Origin of the sequence: Flavobacterium silvaticum (assembly GCF_012911565.1) — a bacterium.
In the GTDB taxonomy this organism is placed as follows: domain Bacteria; phylum Bacteroidota; class Bacteroidia; order Flavobacteriales; family Flavobacteriaceae; genus Flavobacterium; species Flavobacterium silvaticum.
This window is the reverse complement of sequence record NZ_JAAMPU010000106.1, coordinates 268,079-283,478: the sequence shown is the minus strand read 5'-3', so window position 1 is coordinate 283,478 and position 15,400 is coordinate 268,079. Positions and strand designations below refer to the sequence as shown.

The window sequence follows — 15,400 nt, the reverse complement described above, 5'->3', positions numbered from 1 at the left end:
TTTAATGTTGCCTGAAGTTACTTTGATTATGGATCAAAAAATAGCACAAATCGGGCTTTAGCTTAGTATTAACAAGACCTTGGCAGATTTTTTTAGGCGACTTCACAGAATTATTTCTTTATCTTTATGCTCCTTAAAAAACACAACATGAAAAAATTAGCTTATGCTCTTTTGTTCGCAACGGCAGGACTTTTTGCCCAGGACAAAGTGAAGTTCACGGCAAAAATCGAAAACCGCAATAGTGACACAATCCGGATTGTAGGCCAGAACTTCAATAAAATAATCGTCGGTAAGAACGGTTCCTTTACAGATACGTTTGATGCACCAAAAGGATTTTATCAACTGGGAGATGGTACCGAGGTCACAAGCCTCTTCCTGGCACCTGGGTTTGATGTCAACCTGAAGATGGATGCAAAAATGTTCGATGAATCAATCGCTTACACGGGAAAAGGCTCCAAAGAAAACAATATCCTTGCCTGGCTCGGACTCCAACGTGAAGGATTGGACAATGCTATGGAAAAAGGTGATGAAGCAGCTTTGAATTCTTTGGTAGATAATATGATCAAAGGAGCCAATGAGAAAGTTGCCGATAAGGAAGTAGATGAATTGTTTCGTCAGCAAATCTCCGGCGGAATGCAGCAATTAAAGGGGCAATTGGCCCAAATGGCGGCAAGCAAATCTGCCATCTCTAAATTAAACGGTGCGGATTCCCCGACTTTCGATTATGAAAACCACAAAGGCGGTAAAACAAAACTGTCCGATTTCAAAGGAAAATATGTTTATATTGACAATTGGGCTACATGGTGCGGGCCTTGCCGAGGTGAAATTCCGCATCTTCAAAAAATAGAAGAGGCCTATCATGGAAAGAACATCGAATTTGTGAGTATTTCAATCGATGCCCAAAAGGATCATGACAAATGGAAGAAATTCGTGGACGACAAAAAACTCGGTGGCGTGCAGTTAATGGCCGATAACGATTGGAATTCCGAATTCATCAAAGCATATGGAATCACAGGAATTCCGCGTTTCATCCTGATCGGACCAGATGGAAAAGTCATCAATGCCGATGCACCTCGTCCATCTGACCCGGCTTTGAAAGCTGTTCTTGACAAATTGGTCAAGTAAAAAAGCACCTATTTTTTATGAAAACCCGGCTAATTGCTGGGTTTTTTCATGGCTTAAATTTTCCCAATGTTAAGTTTTATTCAATGTTACGTAATTGTTAAGCGAAAGTTTTGTTAGTGTAAATAAATTGATTAGGTTTGTTATGTAATTATTATTAACCGTAAAAACCTACTATAATGAAAAAGTACATTTTAGCAGCCGTGATGATGAGTGTTATTGCGGTATCTGCCCACAACGGACCAAAACTCGAAGCTGTCGGCGGACTTGTAAAAGCAACATATTACCACGATAATGGGTCTATCGCCCAACAAGGTTTCTTCAAAGATGGAAAAGCGGACGGAAAATGGGTTGCTTTCGATGCAAACGGAAACAAGAAATCAATAGGAGAATACAGCAAAGGACAAAAAACCGGGAAATGGTTCTTCTGGAACGAGCAAACGCTTAGTGAAGTGGACTATGCCGACAGCCGTGTAGCTGCCGTCAAAAACTGGAAACAGGAAGCTGTGGCCAACCGCAACTAACTATTAATTCTGAAAACGAAAAGGCTGTCACTACTGACGGCCTTTTTTATTATATGATAATTAGAATTTGGATGAAGTGCCTTGATTCGGGAGTTTTTTAGTCATTTTGAGTCCGGCAGTCAACGCAATCACAGAAATGCCAATCCAGAAAACATCCACAAAAGCAGGATGGAATTCAGAAAACAGAACCTTCCAGAACCAATTCCCTGTAACCAATCCGTTCGCCAACGGGATGCATAGTCCTATCAGACTTCCAAGGATCAGTGAATAAAATGTAGTAAATTCATTGTTCTTTCTCCAGATGAAAAACAGCGAAAGTAGCAGCCAACCCACAAAATAAAAGCTGTAAAGGAATTCCATCCCGGCATCCGGATACAATTTTACCGCTATGAAAGTAGCAGCGATGACAGGAAACATACTCAGAGAAATAGCCAGGTAAATGTGGACGACTCTGTTGTTGAACTTTCTTTTCTTTTCGTCCAGATTCTTCTTGTCTCGGGCCACGAGCCACAACATCACACCCGAAAGAATCACGAAACACGTAATGATTCCGAACAAAAACGAAATGGATTTGATCGCATAGCCGGCATAATCACCATAATGGATGCGGTACAATAAGTCTTTCGTCATTTCAAGATAACCGGCGCTGACATATGGATCTTTTTTATGGACGACATTTCCGCCTGCGTCAAAAACCACTTCTCCCAAACCATTGAATCTGGAGCTTTTTGGCACGGAACCTTCGGCGAGTATATGCTGGCTCGAATCTCCGTAGTTTTCAATATGGATGCTTCCAATCCGGAAAGAAGCAAATTGGCGTTCTGCTTTTTGGATAAGGTCATCAAAGTGCAATTGTGTGCCGATTGGCTTACCGGTAAATTCATATTTCTGATGCAGGTAACCGAGTTCGTCGTACAACTTTACCTGATCTCCGCCATAAAACGTAAATACACTCGGGGCTACCAGAAAAATATTGAGCATAAAAAAAGCTCCAGTCACGGCATAGACAAACTGGAACGGAAGCCCGATCATTCCCAAAGCCGTATGCGCGTCCGTCCAAAGCGTTTTGAGTTTTTCTTTGGGACGGAAAACATAGAAGTTGGAAACGATTTTTTTCCAATGAACCAAAACGCCGGTTATAATCGCAAACAAAAAGAACAAGGCCGTAAACCCGGACAGATAATACCCGTACGGATATGGGATTTGTGCAAAAAAGTGCAATCGATACAAAAACTCGCCAATCTTGTATGATTCCTCGTAAGTCTCAGCTTTAAATGTTTTGGGATCGATGTACAGATAATGTGCAGTCCGGGCTTTTTTAGGAGCAAGCGAATCCTTTGTCGGTTCGAGGTTGACGACAAATTGATTTTCGGCATGCGGACGCGATATTTCAATGCTTCGTCCCTGGAGCGAATAAGCAGAATCAAGCGAAGCCAGAGTATCGTCAAAATCAACATGCAGGTATTTATCTGCCGGACTGTATCGGTTGGCTTGCCAGTCGTTGAAATCGGCACGGAAAAAAGAAAAAGAGCCCGCAAAAAAGATCACAAAAAGCACCACCGAAACCACGATTCCGCTTACCGTATGCAAATGAAAAAATATGTTGTATTTGCGATTGTCCATGTCTAGTTGTCAAGCATCAGCCCAAAATAGGTGAGTAAAAGGAATGCTATCGATAGTCCGGCATAAGTGGTCCAGGCTTTCCATCCGCTTTTGAATAAAAACGCGACAATCATTAGTGCCGCCCACACTATAAATCCGGTGTAAGCTGAGGTTATCAGCACGATTCCTTTGTCAAAATAAGCTGTCAGCATCAGGTGGAAACTCGCCGAAACCAAGTAGCCTCCAACAATGGCCGCGCTTATCTTGAGGAAACGCTGAAGCGTGGAAGTTGTCAGGTATTTTGGATTTGCAGGCATATCAGACTAAAATAAATTCTGCTAAAAACAGCAATGCAAAAACAACGAATACAACTGCCGGAGAGAACAACCGCAACGGGGTCAAAATCACGATCAGGCTTCCGAAAACCATCAGCGTTATCGTAAATAAGAATATTCCGGAAAGCAATCCTTTAACGCAGATGAATAGCGCAAGTGACAGGATAAAGAATACCAACGAAATCATTTTAGAACGTTTCGGATCATGTGAAAACCATTTTCCGGGTTGTGAATGACTCACAGGAATTGCTTTTCGCGACGTTGCATAAGCCGAGAAAAATCCGCAGAAAACCAAAAAGGCGCCTAAAGTGATCATGTGTGCAAATATACAAGGACAAGAACAAAGACCCCGAATCACTCCGGGGCCATTGCTTTCAAAAACTAAACTAACTCAACACAATTAAAAATTGTAAGTGACGCTGGCCGAAAATGTCCTCGGATCCTGCGGGCTGATCGTAGACCATCCTTTGTAATATTCTTTATTGCCGATGTTATCCAGTTTCAGGTTCACCTGGAAAGCGGCGATGTTGTAGAATACCGATGCATTGAAAACCGTATATTCGGGTAAAGTGAACGTTCCGGCATTGCTGCGGTTGAACACTTTGTTTTCGCTGGCGTAATTTCCGCCGAACCCAAGCCCGAATCCTTTGAGGCTTCCGTTCCCGAATTTATAACTCGCCCAAAGGTTGGCCAGGTTACGCGGGCCGGCACTTTCCGGACGCATTCCTGCAAAACCGGAGTTGATGTCGGCTTGTTCCAAAACGCTGTCGTTGTAGCTGTAGCCAGCCACAAGGTTAAGTCCTTCGAACGGATTGGCCGTGATGCTCGCTTCGAATCCTTTGTTGACCTGTTCGCCGCCTTGTGTATACACTTCCGGGGCGACATTGAGGACTTTATTGGAAACTTTAGTGTGATAGTAACTTGCCGAACCGACCAGTTTGTCGCCAAGCAGGTTTATTTTAGTACCGAATTCAAACTGGTTCGCCTGTTCCGGATCAAAAATCAACACGGCACTTCCGGTATTGATCGGGGCGACATTGCTGAATCCGTTCATGTAATTGGCAAAAACGGCCACTTTATCTTTGATTGGCTGATAGACCAAACCGAATTTTGGCGACCAGGCCGATTGGTTGTAATCGTCATCGGAAGTCGTCACATCTCCATCGCTCATAAAACGATCAAAACGGAGGCTCACCATAGCAGAAAGGTTTGGCAGGAAATACGTCACGTTCGAAACGTAAGCGCTATAAATATCCTGGCGTGTCTTGTAATAATCTGTTCCCGGATTGGCTAAAGCTGCAATTCCCGCATCGGCACCGTCCTGTGTCAAAACGCCCGTGTCATCGGCACGCGTTCCCATTGGTGTTCCGTAAAAGGCGTGGAGAGAGGGGGCGACCGCAGCGAAATACGCCTCGTCGACACCAATATTGATAAAGCCCTGGTTTCCGTAACCCGTGCTGTTGCTCAGCGTATTCATATTATAATAATCGAGTCCGCCGATGAATTTGTTTTTGATGGAACCAAGCGAATATTCACCTATGAAATTTTGTTGTATATCCGTTCCGATGGCTTCGAAATCCTGCTTGCTCGTGAATCGGGCCAGGATGATTCCATCGTTTATAGGAGTGCCGGACATAGATGCTACCGTGCTCGTCACTTCATACAAATAGGAGTAATAACCCCGCGATTTTGCCGATGAACGCGAAACGGCAGTCTGGGACGTCCAGTTCTTTGAAATCTTATAGATCATTTGTCCCTGCAGATTATACGTAGGTGTTTCAAGGAACAAATCGTTGCTGGTGTAAGATCGTTTGTAGTCATAACCCAGTTCGTCCGGATTGTGCACACGAAGCTCGGAGCCGCGGTCTACGAACAGCATGGTTTGGTTCGTGCTTTTTCCGTTGTAGAATTCGGTGTTTACAAAAAATGAAAGCCTGTCATTCACTTCATAGGTCAATGAAGGTGCGACGAATACCGATTTGCGGAAACCGGCATCCTGGAAGCTGTTTTCATTGTGGTAAGCGGCATTGAGTCGAACTGCTGCTTTGTTGTCTGTTCCTATTGGGGTATTGATGTCGGCTGTGACGCGGTTCAGGCCGTACGTTCCGCCAATGTAACTGATAGATCCGCCAAAACTGTTATAAGGCCTTTTCGTGGTGACGTTGATGAGGCCGCCGTAAGAAATCAGGCTGCTCCCGAACAAGGTTCCGGAAGGTCCTTTGATCACTTCGATACGTTCGATGTTGGCAGGATCGGGACTTCCGTTGCTCAGTCCGGGCAGGCCGTTCACCATGGTCGGTTGGACGGCAAACCCGCGAAGGCTGAAATATCCGGCACCGTCTCCGCCACGGCCTGTAGATTCCCACAAGCGGTCAATTCCGGGTGCATTCTTTAAGGCATCATCGAATGTCGTAATGTTTTGTTCTTTGAGCAATTCAGCCGAAATGGTGTTGTAAACCTGAGGATTTTCGATGTCTTTAAGCGGCATTTTTGAAACTACAGCACTTTCCTTCCGGGCATATTTGTTGACTTTTGCCGATTCTACTATGACTTCGGAAAGTCGTTGTTCGCCGGCAGTCAGTGTAAAATCCTGTGATACCGTTTGGTTTGCAGTGACTGTAATGGTCGTCTCTTTTGAAGAATAACCCACAAGAGAGACACGCAGCACATATGTTCCTGGTTTGATATTTTTGATTTCATAAACACCCTGGGCATTGGTCACGGTTCCAATCTGGGTATTTTTGAGTACGACGGAAATGTTTTCCGGGGCGTCAGTTGTGCTTAGGGTAACTGTTCCGGTAATTGTTCCCGTTTGTGCGTCAGTCGCAAAACTGAATAGGAGTACAACCAGCAACTGAAAGAGATGTTTGATCGATTTAGATGTCATAAGGTAGTTTTTTAACGAGGCGAAATTACTGCCTAAATCCAAGTAAAACAACACTATTTTTATTAATTCTAAATAAAAATAAATAAACCGTGATTTCTGTCAACACCTGATTTTTTTAACAGATAAAAAAACAATTGTGGAATCCTGACTTAAATCCATAAAAAAACCTGCCGTGTTCTGGCAGGTTTTGTAGTGGTATTTGGATTGGATTAGACCGAATGTTTTGTCGTAAATCCGTCTTCGCTTACTTCCGTCGGGGTGTATTCTTCAGTGATCAATCCAGCGTAATCGGTAGCTTTTTTACCTTTTCTGGTTCGTCTGATCAATCCGTCGAAAATCGAATAGACAACCGGAACGATGATCAGGGTCAGGAACAGGGAAGATATCAATCCGCCGATGATTACCCAGGCCAATCCATTGTTCATCTCGGCTGCTGCACCTGAAGCGACCGCAATCGGCACCATACCGAAAACCATCGCGATCGTCGTCATCAAAATCGGACGAAGACGGGCATGGTTCGCCTGGATCAATGCATTATAGGTAGATTCTCCAGCTTCTTTCCGGTGGTTGGTAAAGTCGACCAGAAGGATAGCGTTCTTACAAACCAATCCGATAAGCATGATTACACCGAGGATCGTAAAGATGTTCAATGTATTATTCGTCAGCGCGAGTGCGTACAGCGCCCCGATAAACGAAAGCGGCACAGAGAACAAGACCACGAACGGATACACGAAGCTGTCGTACAACGCGACCATTACAAGATAGACAAGCAAGATGGCCGCAAGCAAAGCGATTCCGAGTGTTCCGAAACCTTCCTGGCTGTTCTCGATCTCACCTCCCCAAACATATCCGACACCTGCCGGTCTTGGGAGTTTCGAGAATTTTTCTTCCCATTCGGTAGCTACGGTCTGTACCGATTTACCGACAGTCTGTGCCTGGATGCTGACAGCTGCCGATTTGTCGCGTCTTTCGAGCAAACTCGGGCCGGAACCTTCAGTCACATTGGCGAACTGAGATAGTTTTATCTGTTGTCCGGCGGTATTGGTGAAAACGAGGTTCCGCACATTATCAATGTTCGAACGGTCGAATTCGTTGAAGCGGATGTTGATGTCGTATTCGTATTGGCCTGCACGGAATTTACCATCGGTGTTTCCGTTGAATGCCGTCTGCATTGTCATTCCGACCGTTTGGAGGTCAAGTCCCAAAGCCGCCATCTTATCGCGATCTACCTGGACGTTGATTTCCGGCGATCCGTTTTCCGAGGTCAATTTGATTTCTGTCGCACCCGAAATTTTTGCGAGTTCTGCAGCTGCTGATTCGGCGAATTTCATCGCGCTTTCATTATCGTTTCCGGTAATGGTCAGCATCAGTGGTGCGTCGTCGGCACCACCCATGATACTTACGGGAACAGTTTTGACCTGTGTTCCAACGAGGATTTTCTGCAATTCGCGTTTGGTGTTCGCGGCATAGATAAAAGTATTGTCCTTGCGGTCTTTTCTGTCGACCAAAGTCACGGTGATTTCAGATTTATATGGAGTAGTTTGTACACCTGAGAATCCACCGGAAATTTGTCCGACCGTCGTGATCAGTTTCGTCACTTCTTTTTGTTCCGACAGAAATTTCTCTGCTTTTTGGGTTGCCCAGTTACTTTGTTCGACTGAGGCATCTTTTGGTAATTCCAATTGGACGATGAACTGTCCGCGGTCCATTTTAGGGAAGAATTCACCTCCGATGAAACCACCACCAACAAGCATGATGGAAGATATGAATAGTCCGACGATGATCAGCAGTGAAATGACTTTTTTCCATCTTGAAGCCAGTGACCATTTGAGGATTCCCGAAACCCAATCGGTGAATCGGTCCAAGCCTCTTTCAAAACCTAAGATGATCCTGCCAAACAGATTCTTTCCAGTAATATGCTCCAATTTTCCGAATCGGGACGAAAGCCATGGAATCAGCGTAAACGATGACAGCAACGATAATGAAGTCGCAATGACAACGGTGACACAGAACTGGGTGATGATGTTGGCCACGAATCCGGTACTCATGGCAATCGGTAAGAAAACCACGATGATGACAAGTGTGATCGCCGTTACCGTAAACCCAATCTCGGCCGTTCCGTCAAAAGCAGCGCGTGCGCGGTTCTTGCCCATTTCCATGTGTCGGTAAATGTTCTCGAGTACCACGATGGCATCATCCACAAGAATACCTACCACGAGTGAAAGTCCAAGCAACGACATCAGGTTCAGGGTATAACCCATAAGGTAAATACCTATGAACGTCGCGATCAAAGATGCCGGGATAGACACCATTACAATAAACGCGTTCCGGATACTGTGAAGGAAGAACAACATCACGAATGCCACGAGGAAAACCGCGTAGAACAAATCGTGTATGACACCGTCGGCGGCAACCAGCGTAAAGTCACTGGTATCGTTTGCCACTTCCAGTTTGACACCTTCTTTGGCGTAATCTTTCTCGATTTTTGCGATGGCGGCCTTCACATCTTCACTTAATGTTACCGCGTTGGCATCGGTCTGTTTGATGATCTGGATCGCAATAGCACTCTTTTGGTCGACGCGTGAAATCTTCTCGACCTGCTTTTGTGCATCTTGGACATCGGCAATATCGCCAAGACGAATCTGGATGCCATTTTTACTCGACACCACAAGGTTTCGCATTTCCTGGACGTTCTTGTATTTTCCGGACAGACGGATAAGCATTTTGCTCTCACGCGTTTGAAGGTTTCCGGTAGGGAAGTCGAGGTTCGAAGACAAAATCACTTGCTGCACAGCCGGAATAGACAAGCCGTAACCTTTAAGCTTTTCCTGGTCGAGGCTCACCTGGATCTCGCGTTCCTGTCCGCCGACAAGTGTCACCTGGGCCACACCGTTTACACGGGCAAGTATCGGTTCGATTTTTTTGTCGAGCAAATCATAGAACTTCACTTCGTCCATATTGGCTGTAGCACCTAAAGTCATTACAGGCAAATCGGAGATCGAGAACTTCGTCAACGATGGCGGATCCACATCTTCCGGTAAATCTTTTTCTATGGCGTTGATTTTTCGCTGGGCATCGTTGAGGGAATAATCGGCATCTGCCTCCGCTTCAAGCGTAACCATGACGAGCGACAGGCTTTCATAGGATTTCGATTCGACTTTCTTCACTAATTCCAAAGATCCTACCGCATCTTCGATTTTACGTGTCACGGTATTCTCGACCTCAGCCGGCGATGCTCCCGGATAAACTGTCGCGATGGTCACCACGTTGATCTCGAATTTCGGGATGAGTTCGTAGCTGAGGTTACTAAAGCTGAACAATCCGCCCAGCGTCAGTATGATAAACAGCACGATGATAAGCGTCGGCCGCTTTATGGATATTTCTGCTATTTTCATAATGTTTCGTTTGGCTTATTTCAGGATGCTGACTTTGGCGCCGTTCGTTAAATTGATCTGTCCGCTGATGACGACGATTTCGCCGTCCTGCAAACCGTCAAGGACTTCCACTTTATCACCGAAGACACGTCCCGGAGTGATTTTCTTCAGTGTTGCGACACTGTCTTTGACAATGAATACCTGTCCTGCGTTCACACCGCCTACAAACGCGTTGCGTGATATGGTGCGAATCGGTTTTTGTTGTTCGGAGCCACCAAAATCAGCGGTTCCATACATTCCGGCTTTAAGTTCGTTGTTCGGATTGTTTGCGATTTCGATTTCGACCGGAAAGTTCAAAGATTCGTCTGCTTTTGGAGCTATGAACGAAATTTTACCCGAGAATTCCTTGTCCGGATATACGCTTGCTTTTACTTTGACCGTATTTCCTTTTTTAAGAGCCGGAACCTGGGCTTCCGGAACAGTCACGGTCAGTTTAAGTTTGGAAACGTTTACCAGTTCGAACAGTTCGGTTCCGGGAGAAACGACAGATCCGGGTTCGATCATTTTCTTGTTCACGATTCCGTTGATGGTCGCTTTGATACTCGCATCGCCAAAAGAAATATTGGCCTGATCTAATTTGGCTTTGGCATTTGAAAGCGTCAACTGCGCCTGGTCAAGTTGCTGTTTCGTGACACCTCCGGTCTTGAAAGCGTTTTCATATCGTTTGGCATCGGCTACGGCATTATCGTAAGCAGCACGTGCGCTGACCACATCGACCGAAAGCTTATCGCCTTTTATGATGGCAAGTGTCTGCCCGATCCTTACCACATCGCCTTCATCGACCAAAACTTTTTGGACACGGCCTGAATTTTCGGCTGAGAATTTAAGTTCCTGGGATGGCATGAACGTTCCGTTGGAAACGGATTGTGCCTCGATAGGCTTGGTTTCCACCGTATCCACGCGAATGGAAATGGAACTGTTCTTAAGTGAAACTATTTTTTGTTCGTTTTCGTTCTTTTCCTTGTTCTTCGTCAGCACGAAAGCAATGAGCGCAACTGCGGCCACTAATGCGATGATATAAATGAATTTCTTTTTCATGGTTTATTGAGCTAGTGTTTTGAGTTCTCCTTTTGATTTGATGTATTGTATTTCGGCGAGTTTGTATCGCAATAATGCCGTGTTGTAATTGGATTGTGCCTGGATGAGTTCATTTTCGGAATCAAGTAAGTCCGTAAGTGTCGCCAATCCGTTTATGTAATTGTTCTTGTTGTTCGAAGTCACTTCCTGGGCCAGACGCACGTTTTCCGTCTGGTCGGTCAATGTGGCCAGGTTGTTTTTGAGGTTGGCCATGGCATCTGAATATTCCTTCTGCAGGCTCAATTTCGTATCCGCCATATCTTCCTGATGCTTTCTCAGGGCTACATCGGCTTTCGCCACTTTTGCCTTTGTGCCGAATCCGGTGAAAATCGGTATGTGCAGATTCAATCCGATAGATGAATAATCTGTCCAATACGTACCGTTCTGAGGCTTGGAAAACCACACGAATTCATTGCCCAATCCCTGATAATTGTAATTGGCGCTGAGTGAAAGACTCGGATAGAAGCCCGCTTTTTCCGCTTTCTTCTGATACTGAAGCAGCTGTTCTTCTTTCTTCATGACCTGGAATTGCACGCGTTGCTCTACGTCGGCTTGTTCTTCCAGCGGCAATGGTTTTACCACGACTTCTTCTTTGGCCAAAGTGATTGGTGTTGCGCTCGGCATTCCCATATAGAACTTCAGGGCATTCTCCTGAAGTTCGACAGTATTGAGGCTTTGGGTGCGTTGCGTGCCTATGTTAGACAAACGTACCGTAGTCCTGTCAAGGTCGATTTTCTTTGCCAGACCGTTGTTGAATTGACCTTTGATTACATCGAGCACACGTGAAGTCTTTACGTAATTGCTGTCATTAACGGTGTATTGTTCCCTTGCGACGAGTACCTGGTAATAAGCATCGGCGACACGTTCGATGATCATTTCATCGGTCAGGTTGGCATTGATCTGATAGAATTCGCGTGTTGTTTTTGCCGCTTTCAACCCCGTAAAAACTGTAAGGTCGAAAATCTTTTGGGACAAGGCGAAACCGGCTGTCGAATTCCATTTCTGTCCAAACGGAACCAAAACGATAGTTCCGGCAGGCGCGCCAAAGAATTCACCGGGCAACGCACTTGACTGCAAAATAGGGTTGTAGGTAAGGCTTCCGTTTGCCGAAATGGTCGGCAAGGCCTGGGATCTGGCTTCCTGGATTTGATAACCGGCATTTTCCACGTCTAGTTTTGCTTTTTTCGCATCGGCCTTGTTTTGAAGCGCGAATTGGATGGCATCTTTTAAAGACAGCGGTTTTTCCTGAGCCGATACCACTATTGCCGAGGAAAGCAAAAGGATGCTGAGGAGTTTTTTCATAGGAGTTTTATTTAGGAATTGATTGCTAATTGTTTTTCTAATTCTTCAAGGCCTTTTGGTGTCGAAATAGCTCTTGTATGATACACAAGCGCCGCCAGTTCCTTAGCCTGTGCGTCTTTTTCCAAAGCGGTATTGCTGCTGATGTGGAAGGTGATGGTGTAATAGAAGTCGATGGAATTCTCAACATCTGTATCGGTCCTGTAATATCCTTCGGCGATTCCTCTTTCGAGATTGTGCTGCATGAACCGGAAGCATTCGTTCTTTTCTTTGGAAATCACCGTTTCATAGATTTCCGGATAATGTTTCCTAAGCTGATAAAGCGGTGAAGTTTCTGCCGATTGGAAAATGCCTTTGAAGTATTTCCGGATTTCGAAATTCTCTTCCACCGGATTATATCCTTTTTCCTGCATGCATTCGAAAACGTCGTTTACGGTTTGATGGACCGTTTCTGTCGCTTCCTCTATCAGTACTTCTTTGTTGCAGAAAAACTTGTAGATGGTTTTCTTCGAGATGCACATTTCTCCTGCAATATCATCCATGGTCACGCTCTTGAAACCGAGTTTCAGGAACATTTCAGTCGCTTTGGCAATGATTTTCTCCTTCATGTAGTCGTTGAAATTGTGGCGCAAAAGTATATCGGAAACTTTGAACACAAAAAAAGTTTCCAAAGTATTTACATTTTTTTAACATTGCCCGAATAATTGGGAAAAGAGCGTAATATGTTACCTTCGTATCAAATTCCAACATGCATTCCCTTAGCCAGTACCAGGATTTTTTTTCAGATTACCTACTCGGGCAGCAACTGCTCAAGGAGCCGAATCAATTGTATGAGCCCATCGACTATATCATAGGTTTGGGCGGAAAACGCATGCGGCCGATACTGACGCTCATGTCTGCGGAAATTTTCGGAACCGACTACAAACAGGCACTTCCGGCGGCACTCGCCATAGAAATGTTCCATAATTTTTCGTTGGTCCACGACGACATCATGGACGATGCTCCTTTGCGTCGCGGGAACGAAACCGTGCATGAAAAGTGGGATCTGAACACTGGAATCCTTTCAGGCGATGCGATGCTGATATTGGCCTATCAGTATTTCGAACAGTACGAACCGGCCGTATTCCGCGACCTGGCGAAACTGTTCAGCAAAACGGCTATCGAAGTGTGTGAAGGCCAGCAATGGGATGTGGATTTTGAAACCAGGGACGATGTGACCCTGCCGGAATATCTGCATATGATAAAATGCAAAACCGCAGTCCTTGTTGGTGCAGCCTTGAAAATGGGCGCCATCATAGCCGGTGCTTCAGATGAAGATTCGGATGCGATCTATCAATTCGGATGTAACCTTGGAATCGCGTTTCAGTTGCAGGATGATTACCTCGATGCGTTCGGCGACCCCAAAAGCTTTGGTAAACAGACAGGCGGCGACATCATCGAAAACAAAAAAACCTATCTGTATTTAAAGACGCTTGAGTTTGCAAAGGATGGACAACGCGAACAACTGCTCCATTTGTATTCGGTGCATCCGAATGATAATACGGATAAAGTTATTTCCGTAAAAGAAATCTATAATGCCACCGGAGCTTCAGATGCGACACGTGACGCCATTCGGGAATATACCGAAAAGGCTTTCGCAAACCTTGATTCGCTGAACCTGACACGTGAAAAACGCGAATTGCTTGAGTCGTTCGGGCAAAGTCTAATGCAACGCCAGGTATGATGTTCATTGCCCCGGTTTCCGCTGACGATTTGCTCGATCAGGCCCAAAAAGACGATTTGTACCAAAAACTCATCGATCAGCTCAACAAAGATTTCAATCTGGCCAATGAAGCAATCGATTTTCCTAAAAGCACCACGCCGGTCGAATTGAAGATACAGCTTCATGAAAAAATCTACAGGCTCATCCAATACCGTTTCGCCGAATATCTGAACTTACTTTATATTATAGATGTTTCGGAAGCCGATGTCAAAAGCCTTGACGGATCTGATATTTCAGCACTGTCAGAACAGGTCGCTTTTTTGGTATTGAAACGCGAATGGCAAAAGGTTTGGTTCCGGAACCGGTTTTGATTTTAGCATCATTTTATTCCTGCTTCGCTGCGTAAAGCAATTTTTGTCCCATGGTTTGCATTGATCCTTTTCCTCTTTGGAAGCAGTCGGAAAGAACCTCTAAATCATTTGTGAATTCCATCGCGTTGCCCAAAAGTTCCTTTTCTTTAACCGACCAGGCTTCATAGGCGCGTGGATAAAGAATGCGTGCTTTCACGATACTTTCCGGCAGATTTTCTATCCTGACGATTCCCAATTGTCCGATTTGTTTTTTTAATTGGTCTATTTCCGGCTGATTCAACGTATTGAATTTTGGCTGTTGGAAATAATCGATTTCCTTATGCCCTTCATCTTTTGGCTTCTTTTCTTTTACGAAACTTTGCTTCGTATCCTTTTTTAGTTCGTCAATGGCGATCTGCAAAGCACGAATAATAGTGCGATCGTTCAATATGGTTTCCCCAACGAGCATTTCTCCGGTCAATGGCGAGCGTCCAGCTGCAAGCGCCTCAACTATTTCAATGGTTTCAGTTATGTCCATAGTATAAACAATTGGTTAGATATGTGCATTTTGTTTACGATTCAGGAAGATTTCATTGAATCCTTATCGTGAAGCTGTTCGTTTGTTTTCGGCAGCAATCACTTCAAGCTCACACTCGTTCCCGCCTTCAGCTGAATAACAAACCCATTTTCCATCGACACGTCTCGGGGAATAGTCTTCGCAATCACAAATCACGATTTCCGGTTCTTTCGCATCGATATATAAATCACGTTTTTCGCGGTAGAGCAATTGAGCCATTTTGAGGCGTGAATCTTCAGATTGGGCAAACAGGAAATAATACGGACGGTTGGTTTCGTCATCGATGGATTTGCGGATGATGACAGGATTGACAGATATGCTGTCGTTGCGGTTTTTCAAAAGCGCATTCCACTTTTCGCGTAAACCGACGCTGTTCAAAACGTCGGGCCGACTGGAAAAGACAATGCCTACCTTTTCCATTCTCAAGCCCGAGCAACAAATAACTAACATACAAATCGTGGCAACATACAATAGTTTCATGGCGTATAGAT

At 44.9% G+C, this 15,400-nt stretch carries 14 protein-coding genes; 4 read left to right on the top strand and 10 right to left on the bottom strand.

What is annotated here, in order from left to right:
* The first annotated feature begins 147 nt into the window (after positions 1–147).
* Together G6047_RS11685 and G6047_RS11680 are read left to right on the top strand one after the other, a co-directional pair.
* The gene (locus G6047_RS11685) at positions 148–1,125 is read left to right on the top strand and encodes a TlpA family protein disulfide reductase (protein ID WP_169527794.1); all 978 of its coding nucleotides are present in this window, start codon (positions 148–150) and stop codon (positions 1,123–1,125) included.
* Positions 1,126–1,301: 176 nt separating this feature from the next.
* On the top strand, positions 1,302–1,646 hold the full coding sequence (locus tag G6047_RS11680) for a toxin-antitoxin system YwqK family antitoxin (RefSeq protein WP_211165434.1): 345 nt from the start codon (positions 1,302–1,304) through the stop codon (positions 1,644–1,646).
* A 60-nt stretch (positions 1,647–1,706) separates the two neighbouring features.
* Here the strand turns inward: G6047_RS11680 and G6047_RS11675 are convergent, their stop codons facing one another.
* The 8 genes from G6047_RS11675 to G6047_RS11640 all read right to left on the bottom strand — a co-directional run bounded on the left by G6047_RS11675 (position 1,707) and on the right by G6047_RS11640 (position 12,951).
* Positions 1,707–3,269, bottom strand: coding sequence for a PepSY-associated TM helix domain-containing protein (locus tag G6047_RS11675; RefSeq protein WP_169527793.1), 1,563 nt, complete (start codon positions 3,267–3,269; stop codon positions 1,707–1,709).
* Between the two features lie 2 nt (positions 3,270–3,271).
* Positions 3,272–3,565 (bottom strand): hypothetical protein, encoded by a 294-nt coding sequence (locus tag G6047_RS11670; RefSeq protein ID WP_169527792.1) that lies wholly within the window; start codon positions 3,563–3,565, stop codon positions 3,272–3,274.
* 1 nt (position 3,566) lies between these two features.
* Complete coding sequence (locus tag G6047_RS11665) at positions 3,567–3,899, bottom strand: hypothetical protein (RefSeq protein ID WP_169527791.1); 333 nt, start codon at positions 3,897–3,899, stop codon at positions 3,567–3,569.
* 84 nt (positions 3,900–3,983) lie between these two features.
* On the bottom strand, positions 3,984–6,470 hold the full coding sequence (locus tag G6047_RS11660) for a TonB-dependent receptor (RefSeq protein WP_169527790.1): 2,487 nt from the start codon (positions 6,468–6,470) through the stop codon (positions 3,984–3,986).
* Positions 6,471–6,679: 209 nt separating this feature from the next.
* The gene (locus tag G6047_RS11655; RefSeq protein ID WP_169527789.1) at positions 6,680–9,865 is read right to left on the bottom strand and encodes an efflux RND transporter permease subunit; all 3,186 of its coding nucleotides are present in this window, start codon (positions 9,863–9,865) and stop codon (positions 6,680–6,682) included.
* A gap of 15 nt (positions 9,866–9,880) precedes the next feature.
* Positions 9,881–10,942: an efflux RND transporter periplasmic adaptor subunit gene (locus tag G6047_RS11650; RefSeq protein WP_169527788.1), complete on the bottom strand. Its 1,062-nt coding sequence runs from the start codon at positions 10,940–10,942 to the stop codon at positions 9,881–9,883.
* Between the two features lie 3 nt (positions 10,943–10,945).
* Entirely contained in the window at positions 10,946–12,283 is a 1,338-nt protein-coding gene (locus tag G6047_RS11645) for a TolC family protein (protein ID WP_169527787.1), read from the bottom strand.
* Between the two features lie 11 nt (positions 12,284–12,294).
* Positions 12,295–12,951 carry a TetR/AcrR family transcriptional regulator gene (locus G6047_RS11640; protein ID WP_317168286.1) on the bottom strand — a complete coding sequence of 219 codons (657 nt, stop codon included), beginning with the start codon at positions 12,949–12,951 and terminating at the stop codon, positions 12,295–12,297.
* Positions 12,952–13,028: 77 nt separating this feature from the next.
* Between G6047_RS11640 and G6047_RS11635 the strand changes: the two genes are divergently transcribed.
* Positions 13,029–14,003, top strand: a complete 975-nt coding sequence (locus G6047_RS11635; RefSeq protein ID WP_169527786.1) for a polyprenyl synthetase family protein — start codon at positions 13,029–13,031, stop codon at positions 14,001–14,003.
* Entirely contained in the window at positions 14,003–14,353 is a 351-nt protein-coding gene (locus G6047_RS11630; protein ID WP_169527823.1) for a hypothetical protein, read from the top strand. Before G6047_RS11635 ends, G6047_RS11630 begins: the two co-directional genes overlap by 1 nt.
* Before the next feature lie 13 nt (positions 14,354–14,366).
* On the opposite strand, the gene G6047_RS11625 is transcribed toward G6047_RS11630, so the two are convergent.
* On the bottom strand, positions 14,367–14,870 hold the full coding sequence (locus tag G6047_RS11625) for a hypothetical protein (RefSeq protein WP_169527785.1): 504 nt from the start codon (positions 14,868–14,870) through the stop codon (positions 14,367–14,369).
* A 63-nt stretch (positions 14,871–14,933) separates the two neighbouring features.
* Positions 14,934–15,329 (bottom strand): hypothetical protein, encoded by a 396-nt coding sequence (locus G6047_RS11620; RefSeq protein WP_169527784.1) that lies wholly within the window; start codon positions 15,327–15,329, stop codon positions 14,934–14,936.
* Positions 15,330–15,400: the final 71 nt, after the last annotated feature.